Origin of the sequence: Amycolatopsis sp. NBC_00345 (assembly GCF_036116635.1) — a bacterium.
Taxonomy (GTDB): Bacteria; Actinomycetota; Actinomycetes; order Mycobacteriales; family Pseudonocardiaceae; genus Amycolatopsis.
Genome location: NZ_CP107995.1, coordinates 9,892,775 through 9,908,737, shown reverse-complemented (window position 1 = coordinate 9,908,737; position 15,963 = coordinate 9,892,775). Strand labels below are relative to the sequence as shown.

General features: G+C 71.6%; 15 protein-coding genes. 8 read left to right on the top strand and 7 right to left on the bottom strand.

Annotated elements, in window-relative coordinates:
- Window positions 1-31 precede the first annotated feature (31 nt).
- Both OG943_RS45315 and OG943_RS45310 read left to right on the top strand, forming a co-directional pair.
- Window positions 32-1,417, top strand: coding sequence for a family 2B encapsulin nanocompartment shell protein (locus tag OG943_RS45315; RefSeq protein WP_328607034.1), 1,386 nt, complete (start codon window positions 32-34; stop codon window positions 1,415-1,417).
- Between the two features lie 25 nt (window positions 1,418-1,442).
- Window positions 1,443-2,471, top strand: a complete 1,029-nt coding sequence (locus OG943_RS45310; protein WP_328607033.1) for a family 2 encapsulin nanocompartment cargo protein polyprenyl transferase — start codon at window positions 1,443-1,445, stop codon at window positions 2,469-2,471.
- A 112-nt stretch (window positions 2,472-2,583) separates the two neighbouring features.
- Here OG943_RS45310 and OG943_RS45305 read toward each other — a convergent pair whose 3' ends face one another.
- Complete coding sequence (locus tag OG943_RS45305; RefSeq protein ID WP_328607032.1) at window positions 2,584-3,708, bottom strand: CapA family protein; 1,125 nt, start codon at window positions 3,706-3,708, stop codon at window positions 2,584-2,586.
- Between the two features lie 409 nt (window positions 3,709-4,117).
- Here OG943_RS45305 and OG943_RS45300 point away from each other — a divergent pair, with 409 nt between their 5' ends.
- From OG943_RS45300 to OG943_RS45280, 5 genes are all read left to right on the top strand, one after another.
- Window positions 4,118-5,080: a substrate-binding domain-containing protein gene (locus OG943_RS45300; RefSeq protein ID WP_328607031.1), complete on the top strand. Its 963-nt coding sequence runs from the start codon at window positions 4,118-4,120 to the stop codon at window positions 5,078-5,080.
- Window positions 5,081-5,147: 67 nt separating this feature from the next.
- Window positions 5,148-6,683, top strand: coding sequence for a sugar ABC transporter ATP-binding protein (locus tag OG943_RS45295; protein ID WP_328607030.1), 1,536 nt, complete (start codon window positions 5,148-5,150; stop codon window positions 6,681-6,683).
- Entirely contained in the window at window positions 6,680-7,726 is a 1,047-nt protein-coding gene (locus tag OG943_RS45290; RefSeq protein WP_328607029.1) for an ABC transporter permease, read from the top strand. The genes OG943_RS45295 and OG943_RS45290 overlap by 4 nt, the downstream gene beginning before the upstream one ends.
- A 1-nt stretch (window position 7,727) precedes the next feature.
- Window positions 7,728-8,396, top strand: coding sequence for a FadR/GntR family transcriptional regulator (locus tag OG943_RS45285; protein WP_328607028.1), 669 nt, complete (start codon window positions 7,728-7,730; stop codon window positions 8,394-8,396).
- Between the two features lie 100 nt (window positions 8,397-8,496).
- Window positions 8,497-9,615, top strand: coding sequence for a glycoside hydrolase family 88 protein (locus OG943_RS45280; protein ID WP_328607027.1), 1,119 nt, complete (start codon window positions 8,497-8,499; stop codon window positions 9,613-9,615).
- A gap of 70 nt (window positions 9,616-9,685) precedes the next feature.
- On the opposite strand, the gene OG943_RS45275 is transcribed toward OG943_RS45280, so the two are convergent.
- From OG943_RS45275 to OG943_RS45255, 5 genes are all read right to left on the bottom strand, one after another.
- Window positions 9,686-10,582 carry an NmrA family NAD(P)-binding protein gene (locus tag OG943_RS45275; RefSeq protein WP_328607026.1) on the bottom strand — a complete coding sequence of 299 codons (897 nt, stop codon included), beginning with the start codon at window positions 10,580-10,582 and terminating at the stop codon, window positions 9,686-9,688.
- A 116-nt stretch (window positions 10,583-10,698) separates the two neighbouring features.
- Entirely contained in the window at window positions 10,699-11,538 is an 840-nt protein-coding gene (locus tag OG943_RS45270) for a helix-turn-helix transcriptional regulator (protein ID WP_328607025.1), read from the bottom strand.
- 129 nt (window positions 11,539-11,667) lie between these two features.
- Window positions 11,668-12,663: an amidohydrolase family protein gene (locus OG943_RS45265; protein WP_328607024.1), complete on the bottom strand. Its 996-nt coding sequence runs from the start codon at window positions 12,661-12,663 to the stop codon at window positions 11,668-11,670.
- Window positions 12,660-13,403, bottom strand: a complete 744-nt coding sequence (locus OG943_RS45260) for an SDR family NAD(P)-dependent oxidoreductase (RefSeq protein WP_328607023.1) — start codon at window positions 13,401-13,403, stop codon at window positions 12,660-12,662. The genes OG943_RS45265 and OG943_RS45260 overlap by 4 nt, the downstream gene beginning before the upstream one ends.
- A complete protein-coding gene (locus tag OG943_RS45255; protein WP_328607022.1) occupies window positions 13,400-13,717 on the bottom strand; it encodes a hypothetical protein in 318 nt (105 codons plus the stop codon). Before OG943_RS45255 ends, OG943_RS45260 begins: the two co-directional genes overlap by 4 nt.
- Window positions 13,718-13,787: 70 nt before the next feature.
- On the opposite strand from OG943_RS45255, the gene OG943_RS45250 reads away from it, so the two are divergent.
- Window positions 13,788-14,633, top strand: coding sequence for a LysR family transcriptional regulator (locus OG943_RS45250; RefSeq protein ID WP_328607021.1), 846 nt, complete (start codon window positions 13,788-13,790; stop codon window positions 14,631-14,633).
- Between the two features lie 7 nt (window positions 14,634-14,640).
- Here the strand turns inward: OG943_RS45250 and OG943_RS45245 are convergent, their stop codons facing one another.
- Entirely contained in the window at window positions 14,641-15,963 is a 1,323-nt protein-coding gene (locus OG943_RS45245; protein ID WP_328607020.1) for a DNA polymerase IV, read from the bottom strand.

Genomic DNA, 15,963 nt, shown 5'->3' with positions numbered 1-15,963 from the left:
AGCCACCCCGTCCTGACAAGCGAGGACCCGCATGACCGTCACGGAAGAACCCCGCGTTCCGCTCAGCCTCTCCACCCGGGCGGCCCGCACCCTCGCCACCACCACCAAGTCGCTGCCGCAGATGCGCGGCATCACGCCGCGGTGGCTGCTCTCGCAGCTGCCGTGGGTGGAGGTGCCCGCCGGTTCGTACCGCGTCAACCGGCGGCTCACCTACACCGTCGGCGACGGCCGGGTGAGCTTCTTCAACACCGGCGCGCGGGTGCAGGTCATCCCGGCCGAGCTGGCGGAACTGCCGTTGCTGCGCGGTTTCGGCGACGCGGACGCGCTGTCGGCGTTGGCGGAGCGGTTCGAACAACGCGAGTACGAGGCGGGCGACACGATCGTCACGGCGGGCTCGCCGCTGGACTCGGTGCAGCTGCTGGCCTTCGGCAAGATCGGCCGGACCACGCCGGGACAGTACGGCGAAGACGCGCACCTCGGCACCCTCACCGAGGGCGACCACTTCGGCGGTGAACTGCTCGGTGGCGACGCGGGCGGCTGGGCGTTCACCGCGAAGGCCCTCACGCGCTGCATCGTGCTGACGCTGACGGCCGAGGCGTTCGAGCGGCTCAACGGGCGGGCCGACAGCCTGCGCGCGCACATCCGCGACGTGCGGGCGAACCCGGCGAAGTCGCACAACAAGGCCGGTGAAGCGAGCATCGACCTGACCGCCGGGCACGACGGCGAGGTCCTGCTGCCCGGCACCTACGTCGACTACGACCCCTCACCGCGTGAGTACGAACTCGCTGTGGCGCAAACGATCCTGCGCACCCACAACCGGGTCACCGACCTCTACAACCAGCCGATGAACCAGCTGGAGCAGCAGCTGCGGCTGACCGTGGAGGCGCTGCGCGAGCGCCAGGAGCACGAGCTGGTCAACAGCACCGACTTCGGCCTGCTGCACAACGCCGACCTCGGCCAGCGGATCACCACGCGCACCGGGCCGCCGACGCCGGACGACCTCGACGAGCTGCTGTGCCGCCGGCGCAAGTCGCGGTTCTTCCTGGCCCACCCCAAGGCGATCGCCGCGTTCGGCCGCGAGTGCACCGCGCTCGGGCTGTACCCGGCGAACACCATCGTCGACGGCCGCCGCGTCACCGCGTGGCGCGGGGTGCCGCTGCTGCCGTGCGACAAGATCCCGATCACCGAAAGCGGCACCACGTCGATCCTGGTGCTGCGTACCGGGGAGGAGGACAACGGCGTGATCGGGCTGCGGCCCGCCGCGCTGCCCGACGAGTACCAGCCGGGGCTCAACGTGCGGTTCATGGGCGTGGGCGACCGGGCCGTGACGTCCTATCTGGTCAGTGCCTACCACTCGGCGGCGGTGCTGGTCCCGGACGCGCTGGGTGTGCTCGGCGACGTGGAAATCGGGCGCTGAGCCCGGCACCGGTGAGGGGACGACGATGACAACTGTGGACGCGCGGGCCGGGGGCCGGGAGGTCGCCGAGGTGCTGGGCTGGAGCCGGGCGCTGTGGGAGCCGTCGATGCGGGCGGCGGTGGACCGGCTGCCCGAGTCGATGCGGCAGATCGCCGGTTACCACTTCGGCTGGTGGGACGAGACGGGCCGGCCGGTGCACGTGCGCAGCGGGAAGGCGCTGCGGCCGGCGCTGGTGCTGCTGAGCGCGGAGGCGTCGGGCGGCGACCCGGCGGACGCCGCCGCCGCCGCGGTCGCCGTGGAGCTGGTGCACAACTTCTCGCTGCTGCACGACGACGTGATGGACGGGGACGAGACGCGCCACCACCGACCCACGGCGTGGACGGTCTTCGGCACCGGCCCGGCGATCCTGGCCGGTGACGCATTGCTGACACTCGCGTTCGACGTGCTGGCCTCCGACGGCCCCGACGCCTCCCGGCTGCTCGGCCGCGCGGTGCTCGACCTGCTGGAGGGACAGAGCGAGGACGTGGCGTTCGAGCGGCGCGACGACGTCGCGCAGGCGGAGTGCGTCCGGATGGCCGAGGGCAAGACGGGCGCGCTGATCGGCGTGGCCTGCACGCTCGGGGTGCTGGTGGTCGGCGGCCGGGGCGAGCACGTGGAGCGGCTCGGCGTGTTCGGCCACTCGCTCGGCCTGGCCTTCCAGCACGTCGACGACCTGCTCGGCATCTGGGGCGACCCGGCGGCGACGGGCAAGCCGGTGTACTCGGACCTGCAGAACCGGAAGAAGTCGCTGCCGGTGGTGACGGCGCTGGCGTCGGGCACCCCGGCGGCCCGGGAGCTGGCTTCGCTGTACGAGCAGGAAACCCCGCTGTCCGAGGAGCAACTGGCGCGGGCCGCGTCCCTTGTGGACTCCGCCGGCGGGCGCGAGTGGAGCCGCGCCCAGGCCGACACCCTGCTCACCGACGCCCTGTCCGCGCTGGCGGCCGCCGGCCCCACCCCGCGTGCCGCCGCGGAACTCACCGCCATCGCCAGGCTGGTCACCCGCCGGGACCACTGACCCCCCGTGAGTGGCTACCCAGGGTCCCTGAAGGCCACCATGAGGGCATGCTGGTCCCTGAAGGCCACCTTCAGGGCATCCAGGTCCCTCAAGGTGGCCTTCAGGGCACGAGTCATCGGCCCGGGCGGGTCAGGCCCTGGTCACCGGCGCCGCGGGAGAGGATCACCTCGTCGGTGCTGGTCAGGGCCTGCTGCCCGCGCGGGGTGACCGGGCCCGCGGTCAGGTCGCGGAGGCGGATGGGCGGGCCGAGGTCGATGAGCGTCGGCACGTACTCCGCCTTGTCGACGGTCCAGTGCCCGTTCGCGCGGGTGAAGCGGAAGCGGGCGGCGGTGCCCTCCTCGGTGGAGCCGCGCGGCTCGTCGTGGCGGGCGACTTCGTTGCCCAGCCCGAACGCGACCCACTTGCCGTTGACCTTCTCGAACGGCTGCACCACGTGCGCGTGGTGGCCGACGATCAGGTCGATGTCCGGCGAGGCGGTCAGCTCCTTCGCGAGCTTCTCCTGGTCGTCGGTCACGTCGTGCTGGTATTCGACGCCCCAGTGCAGGCTCGCGATGACCACCTCGGCGCCCGCCTGCTTGGCCGCGCGGGCCGCGGCGAGGATCTCGTCGGCGTCGATCTGGTTGGCCAGCCACGGTTTCCCGGCCGGGCGCTTGATTCCGTTGAAGCCGAAGGCGAACGACAGCTGCGCCACCTTCACCCCGTGCACGTCGAGGATCAGCGGGGTGTCCGCCTCCTTCGCCGAACGCGCGGAGCCGGTGTGCTTCATCCCGGCCGCGTCGAGTTTGTCCAGCGTGCGCGTGACCCCGGCCTGGCCCTGGTCGAGCGTGTGGTTGGACGCCGTGGAGCAGGTGTCGTAGCCGGTGTCCTTCAGCGCGTCCACGATCTCCGGCGGCGCGCTGAACGACGGGTACCCGCTGTACGGCCCGCCTTCCGGCGCCAGCGGCGTCTCCAGGTGGCAGATCCCGAGGTCCGCGCCCGAGACGAGCGGCTTCACCCCGGCCAGCAGCGGCCGGTAGTCGATGGCGCCGTTCCCGTCGGCCTCGGCCTGGTCGGTGAGCTTCGGGTGGATCAGCACGTCACCGGTCGCCACGACCGTGAACGAGTCCTGCGGAGCCGGTGCGGACGACGCCGAGCTGTCCGGCTTCGTGTCCGGCACGGTCACCGCGCCACCGCTGGAGCATCCCGCCAGCAGCAGCGCGACGCCCGCCAGTACCGCGCTCCGGCGCGCGTGTGCCATGTTCGCCCCCTTTGTCCGGCTGCGCGGCACATCCTGCCGCATGTCCACCGGACAGGAAGCCCGGCCCAGGCACAGCGGACGGTAATCAAACCTAAGTCAACAACAAAACCCACCAGCAACCGGAATCTTCAGCCTACCTGCGAGCCGTGACCCGCCCTGGTCAAGCCGGAAAAAATACGATAATTCCCTGGCATTCGTGAACGGCACTCTCACTCTCCGTAGGTATCTGTCCGCTAACTGCTGCCCCACCTGTGGTTGACGTCACCCGATCCGGTGTCTTGTAATACGAGTCACTCGAAGTTCACGCGTACGCAACACTCGTCCTCGGCCCCCTTGGGAGCGCTCGATGTCCACATACCCGCACAGGTCGCGCACCTGGAGCGTTGTTGGTTGTTGTTTGGTTGCCGGAGTGGTGTTGGCCGGGTGCTCGTCGGGCAAGGACACCGCCGCGCCCGCCCAGCAGGCGCCGACCAACGGCAAGGTCACGCTGTACTACCTGCAGAAGCAGGGTGACCAGCAGTACTTCGTCGAGCAGGCGCAGGGCGCCCAGGAGAAGGCGAAGGAGCTGGGCGCCGACCTGAAGGTGGTGAACCTCGGCCAGGACGCCAACAAGGCCATCACCGAGCTGGACGCCGCCGTCGCGCAGGGCGCCAACGGCATCGCGATCGTGGTGCCCGACCAGGCGATCGGCCCGCAGGTGATCGACAAGGCGAAGAGCGCGGGCATCCCGCTGGTCGCCTCCGACGACGTGATCAAGGACGGCTCCGGCCAGAACGCGGCGTTCGTCGGCTTCAACGGCACGCAGATGGGCACGTCGGTCGGCCAGGAGGCCGCGAAGCTGTTCAAGGCGTCAGGCTGGACCGCCGCCGACACCAAGATCATCAGCGCGTACAAGCAGGACCTCACCGTCTGCACGGACCGGGTCAACGGCGCGAAGGCCGCCTTCCAGAAGGACGCCGGCGCGGACGTCCCGGTGATCGACGTCGGCACCGACAACTCCCCCGTCGACGCGCAGAACCGCAGTGGCGCCGTGATCAGCTCGAACCCGGGCGTCAAGCACTGGGTGGTGTGGGGCTGCAACGACGAGAACGAGACCGGTGTGGTCACCGCGCTGGCCAACTCCGGCGTCGCGGCGGGCAACATCATCGGCGTCGGGCTCGGCGCGTACCTCGACTGCAAGGACTGGGCGGCGGGCAAGGCCACCGGCAACAAGTCCTCGCTCTACATCTCGGGCGCCGAGGTCGGCCGCACCGCGATCCAGGTGCTCTTCGACAAGGTGAAGAACGGCAAGGCGCTGCCGCCGGAGACCATCGCGAAGACCCAGATCGTGAACAAGGACAACTTCAAGCAGGCCGGCGTCAACTGCACCTGAGAGACGTCGTGGGTGATGGCGCCGGTGCGAGCCGGCGCCATCTCCCGCGACCTGAGGAAGGTCGGACATGTCCAGTTCCACCGCGCTGACCGCTGAGGGCATCGGCAAGCGCTTCTCCGGCGTGACGGCGCTCGACGACGTCTCGCTGGAGTTCCGCTCCGGCGAGGTGCTCGCGCTGATGGGCGAGAACGGCGCCGGCAAGTCGACGCTGCTGCGGGTGCTCTCCGGCGACCAGGGTCCCGACGACGGGACGCTGCGCATCGACGGCGAGCCCGTCGCGTTCGACACCCCGCGCGCCGCGATGGCCGCGGGCGTGCGCGTGATCTACCAGGAGCCGGAGATCATCCCGCACGTCTCCGTGGCGGAGAACGTGTTCGTCGGCGAGCTGCCCACGCGCGCCCGGGTGTTCAACCGCCGCACGCTGAACCAGCGGACGTACGAGGCGCTGGCCGAGTACGGCTTCGAGGGCGTGCTCGACCCGGCGACGCTCGGCAGCCGGCTTTCCGCCGCGCAGCGCCAGCTCGTCGAGATCCTGCGCGTGCTCACCGCGGCCACCCCGCCGCGCGTGATCGCGTTCGACGAGCCGACGTCGTCGCTGTCCGAGCACGAGGTGGAGGCGCTGTTCCGGCTGATCCGCCGGCTGCGCGACTCCGGCGTGGCCGTCGTCTACGTCTCCCACCGGATGAAGGAGATCTTCCAGCTCGCCGACCGCGTGGCCGTGCTGCGCGACGGCAAGCTGATCGGGGTCCAGCAGGCGGGCGAGACCGACGAGAACCAGTTGGTGCGCATGATGATCGGCCGGGACCTGTCCGCGCTGGAGCGCCGCGAGAGCGCGGAGCCCGGCGCGGTCGTGCTCCGGCTCGACCACGTGACCACCGACGACGTCAGCGACATCTCTTTCCAGGTCCGCGCCGGTGAGGTCGTGTGCCTGGCCGGGCTGGTCGGCGCCGGGCGCTCCGAGCTGGCGCGCGCGATCGTCGGTGACCTGCCGGTGCGCTCGGGCAAGGTGGAGCTGGACGGGAAGCCGCTGAAGGCCCGTACCCCGGGCGACGCGGTGAAGGCCGGTATCGGCTTCGCGCCCGAGGAGCGCAAGACGGACGCGTTGCTGATGCAGCGTTCCGTGCGCGACAACATTTCCATCGCCGTGCTCGACCGGCTGCGCCGCTTCCGCGTGATCCGGCGGGCGAAGGAACGCGAACTCGTCGCGGAGTACATCCGCGAGCTGAGCGTGCGGACGCCGTCGATGGAGCAGGAGGTCCGCAAGCTCTCCGGCGGCAACCAGCAGAAGGCCGTGCTCGCCCGGTGGCTCGCGCGGCGCCCGCAGCTGCTGATCCTCGACGAGCCGACCCGCGGCGTCGACGTCGGCGCGAAGGCCGAGATCTACCGGATCATCGACGGGCTGGCCGCCGAGGGCATCGCGCTGCTGGTGATCTCCTCCGACCTGCCCGAAGTCCTGTCGCTCGCCGACCGCATCGTGGTGATGCGCGCCGGCCACGTCGCGGGCGAGCTCAACCGCGACGAAGCGACCGAAGAAGCCGTACTCACCTTGGCCATCCCGGCGACGGAGCCGGCCGCCGAAGACATCCAGGAGGTGGGCGCGTGAGCACCCCGACCCGTCCCAGCCCCGCCCAGGAGCAGCCGACACCCGGCGCGCCCGGCCCGGACCACGTCTCGCCGGTCCGCCGCGTGCTGAGCGGGATCGGCGTGCAGAACAGCAGCCTGATCATCACGCTCGTGGTGCTGATCATCGTGCTGTCCACGCTCAACGACAACTTCTTCCGCACCAACAACCTGCTGCTGATCGGCAGCGCGGTCACCATCATGGGCCTGCTCTCGCTGGTGCAGACGCTGGTGATCATCCTCGGCGCGCTGGACATCTCGGTCGGCTCCATGGCCGGGCTGGCGTCGGTGATCTCGGCGATGGCGTTCACGGCCACCGGCAGCTCCGCGGTCGGCGTGCTGGCCGCGGTCGGTACCGGCATCGCGTGCGGGCTGGTGAACGGCCTGATCATCATCTTCGGCCGGGTCAACCCGGTGGTCGCGACACTGGCGACGCTCGCCACGTACAAGGGCATCGCGCAGGTCGTCTCCGACGGCAAGGCGCAGGGCTACACCGGCGCCGACGACCTGTTCATCTTCCTGGCCAAGGGCACCGTGCTCGGGCTGCCGACGCTGGTCTGGGTGTTCCTGATCGTCGCGGCGATCCTACACTTCCTGCTCAAGTACACCGACATCGGCCGCAACATCTTCGCCATCGGCGGCAACGACACGGCGGCACGGCTGGCGGGCATCAACATCAACCGCTACATCATCGGCGTCTACGCGCTCGTCGGCGTGGTCGCGGCGATCGCGGGCGTGCTGATCACCGCGCGCACCGGCTCGGGCCAGCCGACGTCCGGCTCGGAGGGCCTGGAGCTGCAGGCCGTCACGGGCGCGGCGCTGGGCGGCACGATGCTCAAGGGCGGCAAGGGATCCATCGTCTCCACCGTGCTGGCGGTGTTCATCCTCGGCGTGCTCGACAACGGCATGTCCGGGCTGGGCATCAACCAGTTCTGGCAGAACGTGGCGCACGGCGCGCTGCTCGTGGTCGCCGTGGTGCTGCAGCAGCTGCGCAGCGGGGAGCGCCGCGTCGGTCTCCCGGCCTGAGGTGGCGGCGGCGCCAGGAGCGGGCCTGCACGCCCGCCTCGTCGACGCGCTCGGCCGGCTGATCGTCGAGGGCAGCCTCCCCGAGGGCGAGCCGATCGTGCCGGAGGACCTGGGCCGCCGCTTCTCGGCTTCCCGGACGGTGGTCCGGGAAGCCTTGCGGGTGCTGGAATCCAAGGGCCTGGTGGCGGCGCGCCCACGCGTCGGCACCTGGCCGCAGCCGCCCGAGCGCTGGGACGCGATCGACCCGGACGTGATCGCGTGGCGGGTCGGCGGCCCGGACGGGCAGCGGCACCTCGGCGATCTGCTCGAACTGCGCGGGCTGGTGGAGCCGCAGGCCGCTCGGCTCGCGGCCCGGCACCGGCGGCCCGACGAGCTTTCCGCGATGGCCGCGGCCTACGGGCTGATGGCCGACGCCGTCGAACGGGACGACGCCGAGGCCTTCGCCGAGGCCGACCCGCTGTTCCACGCCGCGCTGGTGCGGGCGGCGGGCAACTCGCTGTTCGCCCAGCTGCAGGTGCCCGTGCTGGCCGCGGTGCGGGCGGCGCCGGAGCCGGCGGGCGAAACGCTCGTGGCGCATTCCCGCGTGCTGACCAAGGTGCTGGCGAAGGACGCCGACGGCGCCGAACACGCGGCGTCACGGCTGCTGGAAACCCTGGCGCAGTACCGCTGAACGGCACCTTGACACGCCCAGTGGGGCACAACCATAGTCCCGGGAGGCCATCGGACCCGGTGGCCTCCGCCGCCGTGAGCTCTTGAGGAGGACGCCGAAAATGCGTTTCCCGGGAATCCGTGGCTTCGCTGTGCTCGCCGCGGCGGTGACGGCGGGCGGACTGGCTCCGGCGGTGGCTTCGGCCGCGCCGGTCGCACCGTCAGCGCCATCAGCGCAGTGCGCCGTGGCCGACGCGATGGTGAAAGCGGGCGACTACTGGGTCGCCAACGGCACGAACCTCGCCCCCGCCGACTGGCAGAACGCGACGTTCCACGTCGGCAACCTCGCGGTGGTCCGCACCACCGGCGTGTCCAACCACCAGACCCTGCCGTGGGGCGAGGCGAACAAGTACCTGCTGCCGAAGACGCCAGGCCAGCCGTTCGCGGCCGGGGACGAGGCAGCGGGCGAGGCCTACCTCGACCTGTACACCTACTTCCACCCCGACCCGCCGATCCTCGCCGACCTGCGCGCGCGGCTGGCCGATGAGGTGACGCACGTCCAGTCCGGCGACACCGGCTACTGGGACAAAGTGGACGCGCTGAACATGGCGATGCCGTCGTTCGCCCGCATCGGGGTGCTGGACCAGAGCGAGGCGACGCTCGACGCGATGCAGAAGCTCTTCCACTACACCGAAAAGCAGGCCGGCGGCCACGGCCTGTTCAACGAGCTGACCGGCCTCTGGTACCACGACGCGGGCACGCGGGACTTCTGGTCGCGCGGCAACGGCTGGGCGCTCGCCGCGCTCACGAAGGTGCTGCAGGCCCTGCCCGCGAACGACCCGCGGCGCCCGGAGTACCTGCGCGTGTTCAAGAAGATGGCGACGACGCTGAGCCTGGTGCAGCGCCCGGACGGCTTCTGGAACACGAACCTGCTGAACCCGTTCGACCACGCCGGCCCGGAGAGCAGCGGCACCTCGCTGTTCACCTACGGCATCGCCTGGGGCGTCAACGCGGGCGTGCTGGACGCGCACTGGTTCAAGCCCGTGGTCGACCGCGCGTGGAAAGCCTTGTCCACCAAGGCGGAGCGGGCCGACGGCTTCGTGGGCTACGTCCAGCCGGAGGCGTCCGGGCCGGGCGCTGCGAAGGCCACGGACACCTCGGCGTACGGCGTGGGCGCGTTCCTGCTGGCCGGTCAGCAGGTCGCGGACCTGACGCCGGGCTGCGCACCGCCCGCCGCCTGAACCCGCTTGGACCCGCTTGGAAGGCCGCCGCGATGGTTCCGCGGCGGCCTTCCGTCAGTCGCGTTCATGCTCAGCTCTGGCCGAGTGCGGGCAGCATCACCGACGTGACGAACTGCTCGATGCTGGTGGGGGTGCTGGTGCGCGCGGTGCGAGGCTGCAGGGCGCGGGTGTGCCCGGAGTTGATCGCGTGCGCGACCTCGACCATCAGCGCGGTCACGTTCTCCGAGACCCCGGCCGCCCGCTGGTCCGCGGCGAACTCCTCGATCGGCTGCTGGACGTAACGTAGCTCGGGCCGGCCGGCCAGGCGGGCGACGACGCGGACGACGTCGGACATGCTCAGGTCCCGCTCGCCCTGGATCTCCCGGATCTCCGGGCCGTCACCGGCGGGCCCTGGTTCGAGCAACGTCTCGGCTGCGGCGTACCCGATGTCGGGGGCGGTGACGAACGGCATCGGCACGTCCGGGCCGAACGGCGCCGCCATCACGCCCCGGTCCAGGATCGCGGGCACTTGGCCGAGCAGGTTCTCCATGAAGTAGCCCGCCCGCAGGTGGGTCGTCGCGACGCCGAGCCGGTTGACCGCCTGCTCCAGGTGGTGCAGCCCGGCCACCGGCCCGGTCCCGTCCGGCTTGCCGGCGCCCCAGCTGCTCAGCGTCACCACGCGGGCGACCCGCGCGTCACCCAGCGCGCCGCTGATGGCCTCGACGATCCGGCGCTGGTGGCCGGGGAAGTCGTCGCTGTCGGGGATGTAGTTCGGCTGGACCATCGCGTACACACCCTCGGCCCCGGCGAATGCTCGGGCCAGCGCATCACGGTCGGTGGGCTCGGCGACAAACGGCTGTGCTGCTGGCGTTTCCTCACGCAGGCGCGACGCCGACCGGCCGACGGCGCGCACCTCGCGGCCCGCCTTCAGCAGGCCCTCCACCACCGCGGTCCCGGTGCGGCCCGTTGCCCCTGTGACGACGAACATCGTTGCTCCTGTTCCTCGATCGGCGATCGATCACCTTCGACCGTAGGAACAACCGCGCTGTCCGGGGTGGGTGCGCGACCACCACCCCGGGCCGTTAAGGCCTCCTTACCCGCGTCCTACGCGGGTAAGGAGGCCTTAACGGACTTGAGCCCGAAGACCAGGGCGTGGAGACGGCGCTCGTGCTCCGACCCGGCTTCCGCGTCGTACACCCACAGCTGCAGGTCGGGCCGTTCCGGCACGGTCAGCACGTGCTGGGTCAGCTCCAGTCGACCGATCGGGTGGTGGAAGACCTTCAGTGCGCTGCGCTTGCGATGGACGTCGTAACGGGCCCACTCTCGCCGGAAGTCCGCGCTGTGTAAGGAAAGTTCCTCGATCAGCTCGGTCAGCTCGGCCGGTTCGCGCCCGTCACTCGCCGAACGCAGGGTCCCCACGGTGCAGTGCGCGAGCTGGGCCCAGTCGTCGATGAACTCACGCGCCCCGGCGTCGAGGAAGGTCATGCGCGCGAGGTTGTCCCGGTGGAGGAGGCCGCCGTAGAGCGCGTCGGCCGCCGGGTTGCGCGCCACCACCTCCAGCCAGCTGGTCACGACCATGGCCGGGGTTGTGGTCCATCGCCGGATCAGCGCGGCGAAGGTCTCCGACGGCGGGCGCCCGGAGTCGGTCTGGTCAGCGGCGGTCGCGGCGGCGAGGTCGGCCAAGTGCTGATGGGCGTCGCGGTCGAGGAGAAGGGCGCGGGCCAGCGAAGCGACCACCTGGGCGGACGGGCGTCGCTCCCGCCCCTGTTCGAGGTGGATGTAGTAGTCGGTGCTGACCCCGGCCAGCATCGCGACCTCTTCGCGCCGGAGGCCGGGAACCTGGCGGCCGCTGCCGGCAACGAGGCCGACGTCGACCGGCCCGACCGCGCGGCGGCGCGCGCGGAGGAACTCGGCGAGCCGGCCAGGTCCGTCAGCAGAGGTCACACCGCCAGGCTACGGCGTTGGTGGCGCTCGCCTGGCAGGCCCTGAAGGCCACCTTCAGGGACCAGGATGCCCTGAAGGTGGCCTTCAGGGACCTACTTGCACCAAATGTGGCGTTCGGTGCAAGCCGGCTCAGGTGATCCGGAACACGCGCTCGGCCGTGCGGTGGCCGATCGCCGTCCGCTGCTCGTCGGTCAGCGGCGCGTCCCGTAGGAAGGCCACGGCCGCCGCCGGGTCCTCGTACGGGAAGTCGATCGCGAACATGACGTTGTCCGCGCCGACCGCCCGCAGGGCCAGCCCGAGCACGTCCGGATCGTCCATGCCGCTGGTGGTGAGCACGAAGTTGCGCCGGAAGTACTCGCTCGGGGTGAGCGAAAGGCGCGGCATCGGCGTGGCCGCCCCGGCCGTCCGCGCAGCGAACGCGTGCCGGTTGTCGATCCGCCGCAGCCAGTACGGGATGCCTTCGCCGAGGTGCCCGAGCACGAAGGTCAGGCCCGGGTAGCGGTCGAATGTCCCACTGAGGATGAGCCGCATGGCGTGCAGCCCGGCCTCGGCCTGGTAGCCCCAGATCGCCCCGGGCATCCCGTAGTCGCGGTAGGCGGCGAGCGCGCTCGGCGCCCGCGGGTGCAGGTAGATCGGCGCCCGGTTCGCCTCGGCCGCCGCCAGCAGCGGCGCGAACTCCGGCTCGTCCAGGTACCGCCCGCCGGTGTGCGAGTTGATCATGATCCCGTTGAGGCCGAGCGGACCCATGGCCCGTTCGACCTCGGCGGCCGCGGCGGCCGGGTCCTGCGGCGCCACCGTGGCCAGCCCGCCGAACCGGCCCGGGTGCCGCCGCACGATCGCGGCCAGCGCGTCGTTGAACTCCCGGGCCAGCGGCACCGCGTCGGCGGCCGGGTAGGGCTGAACCCCGGGCGGGTCGAGGCTGAGCACGGCCAGGTCCTGGCCGGCCGCGTCCATCTCCCGCAGCCGGGCGTCGAGGTCGACGAGCCGGGTGCGGAAGGCCGGGGTTTTCTCGACCGTCCGCATCAGCTCCATCTCGGTCTCGTCGCCCGCCACGACGTCCAGGCCGTGCGCGACGCGCAGGAACGCCTCGGTGGACAGGTGCTCCTCGACCGCGATGACCCTCATGCCCGGCGCCCGCCGTCCACCGACATGGCGATCCCGGTGACATACGCCGCGGCGTCCGAGCAGAGCCAGACCACGGCCGCCGCAGCTTCCTCGGGCGTGGCCAACCGGCCGAGCGGGGTGATCGCCTCCTGCCGCGCGATCATGTCGGTGTCGCCCGCCACCTGGTCGAACGCGGGGGTGCGGGTCGGGCCGGGGCAGACGGCGTTGACCCGGATGCCGTCCGGCGCGTAGTCGACCGCGGCGACCTTGGTGAGCCCGACGACGCCGTGCTTGGAAGCCACGTAGGCGGGGGCGTGCGGGATCGAGTAGAGGCCGCCGTTGGAGGCGACGTTGACGATCGCGCCACCGCCCTTGAGCAGGGGCAGCTCGTACTTCATGCACAGGAAGGTCCCGGACAGGTTGACGCTGAGCACGCGCTCGAACTCGGCCAGGGTCATCTCGTCGAGCTGCCGGTTGTGCGACGCCATGCCGGCGTTGTTCACGGCGAAGTCGAGGCCGCCGTACACCGCGACCGTGCGCTCGATGGCCGCCTTCACGGAGTCTTCGTCCGCGATGTCGACGGTGACGGGCAGCGCTTCCCCGCCGTCTTTCCCAATCAGCTCAACGGTTTCGGCTGCCGCGAGCTCGTCGATGTCGAGCACGGCGACCGCGGCGCCACCCCGGGCGAACTCCAGCGCCGCCGCCCGGCCGATCCCGCTGCCGGCGCCGGTGACCAGTCCGGTCTTCCGGGTGGCGCTCATGACAGCGGTTCGTGGTTCGCCCAGGCGACCTTGTACGAGTGCCGCGACTGCCAGCGCTTGATGACCTCGTGCAGGCCGGGGTCGGTGAACGTCTTCGCCAGCGTCTCGGTGTCGGCCACGGCGAACTGCACGATCGCGGTCGCGATCAGCGCCGGGATGGCCTCCTCGCCGGGGATCGGGAGGTGGCGCCGGGTCACGACCGACTGCGCGAAACCGGTGTCGAGTGTGGCCCGTTCCACGTCCGCCAGGTATTGATCCAGCTCGCTGTCCGGGAGGGGCTGATCGAAGGAGACGATCATCGTGTGGTTGATCATGCCTCGATTATTGGCGCGATCCGACCGCGGCGTCCAAGACCAGTTCGCTATTCAGCGATAACCTGGAGGCATGGTCGAACTGGAAACCCGAGAGCTCGAGTACTTCATCGCGGTCGCCGACGAGCTGCACTTCGGCCGGGCCGCCGCCCGGCTCTCGATCGCCCAGCCGGCGCTGTCGAAGGCGATCCAGCGGACCGAGAGCCGGCTCGGCGTCCCGCTGTTCGTCCGCTCCAGCCGGCACGTCTCGCTCACCCCGGCCGGGGAGGCGTTGCAGGAGCACGGGCGGCACGCGCTCAACGCGGTCAGCGCCGCCGTCCGCAGCGCCCGGCGCGCCGGCGACACCCAGGCCCACCTGCGGCTCGTGCTCAAACCCGGCGGCGACGCCAATCTGCTGTCCGGGATGCTGGCCGAGTACTCCCACCAGCCCGACGCCCGCCGGGTGGACATCCTGTTCAGCAGCCCCTCCGGCGGCGCCGGCTTCCTGCGCGACGGCCGGGCCGACCTCGGCCTGCTGTACGCGCCGTTCGAAGACCTCGACGGGCTGGCCCACGAGACGCTGCACGTCGAGGACCGCGTGGTCATCGTCCCGTCCGGGCACCGGCTGGCCGGGCGCGCTTCGGTGCTGCTGTCCGATCTGGACGGTGAGGTGCTGCCGCGCTGGAAGGGGACTCCCGGGGGCGACGGCACCGGTCCCGAGGTCGCCGACGTGGTCCAGATGCTCCACCTGATCACGGTGAGCCGGCTGATCGGGGTGCTGCCCCGTTCGCTGGTCGAGCCGGTCCAGGCCGGCCTGGTCTGCATCCCGGTTTCCGACGCGCCGCCCAGCCGGCTCGTGCTGGCCTGGAACGAGCAGGATCGACGGCCGCTGGTCGCGTCGTTCGTGGCCGCCGCACTCAAGCTGCCCCAGGGCGACTGAGAACCGTCTACTCCAGACAGTCCCACGGCTCGCCGCGGGACAGCGCCGGGTCGGCCTGCTCGAACGTCCGCGCCACCCCCGGCCCCGACGCCAGCGTCTCGAACCGCACGGTCACCCGGTTGTGCCCCGCGCCCTGTACCCAGCCCGTGCCGAACTCCGCGTGCACCACGTCGTCGCCGGGCCGCCAGCCGCCCGACGACACCGGCGCGGCGCCGCCGGGGGAAGGCTCCGGCGGGGGCGCCGTCACCACCGGTTCCGAGGCGGGCACGGTGAGCGTGAACAGCGCGTCCTGGTGCGGCACCGAAAGGCCGCTGAACGCCACCCCGGCCAGGCGCACGCCGCCGAACTGGGCGGGGTCCAGCAGGAGCCGCTCCGCGGTGGCGGCGAGCTGGTCGAGGTCGTCGGTGGGCGACGCCGTGGTCTCCGACCGTGTCACCGTGCTCATGTCCGTGTGCCGCAGCTTGATCACCACCGTGCGGGCGACGCGGCCGGCCTTGACCAGGCGCGCGTGGGCGCCCGTGGCGATCCGGCGGACCTCGGTGCGCAGCCGGGCCAGGTCGACCACGTCGACGTCGAACGTCGTCTCCGCGCTGACCTGCTTGGCCTCCCCGCGCTCGGCCACCGGCCGGTCGTCCGTGCCGCCCGCGAGCTTGCGCAGCTCACGGCCGACGGCACCGCCCAGCGTCGCGACCGCGTCCGATTCCGGGAGGTTCGCCAGCTCCCCCAGCGTTTTCACGCCGATGGTGTGCAGGTTCGCCTCGGCCACCGGGCCGATCCCCCACAGCGCCCGCACCGGCAGCGGCGCCAGGAACTCCCGCTCGGTGCCCGGCGCCACCACCAGCAGGCCGTCCGGTTTCGCGCGGTCCGAACCGATCTTCGCGACCTGTTTCCCCGTGCCCGCGCCGATCGACGCCGTCAGCCCGGTCTCCGCGCGGATCCGCGCGCGCAGGTCTTCGGCGAACGCCGTCACCTCCTCGATCGAGGCGCGGGACAAGGACGGCGGCTCCGCGAACGCCTCGTCGAGCGAGATCCGTTCGAGCACCGGCGCGACGGAGGACACCACGTCGAACACCCGCTTGCTCAGCCGTTCGTACAGCCGGAATCGCGGCGGCAGGATCACCGCGCCCGCGGGCAGCAGCCGCCGGGCCTGCGACATCGGCATCGCCGAGCGGACGCCGTACTCACGCGATTCGTAACTCGCCCCGGCCACGACGCCCCGCGGGCCGGTGCCGCCCACCACCACGGAGCGGCCGCGCAGCGTGGGCCGGGTGAGCTGCTCGGCCGAGGCGAAGAAGGCGTCCAGGTCGAGGTGGATCACCCAGCGGGGCAA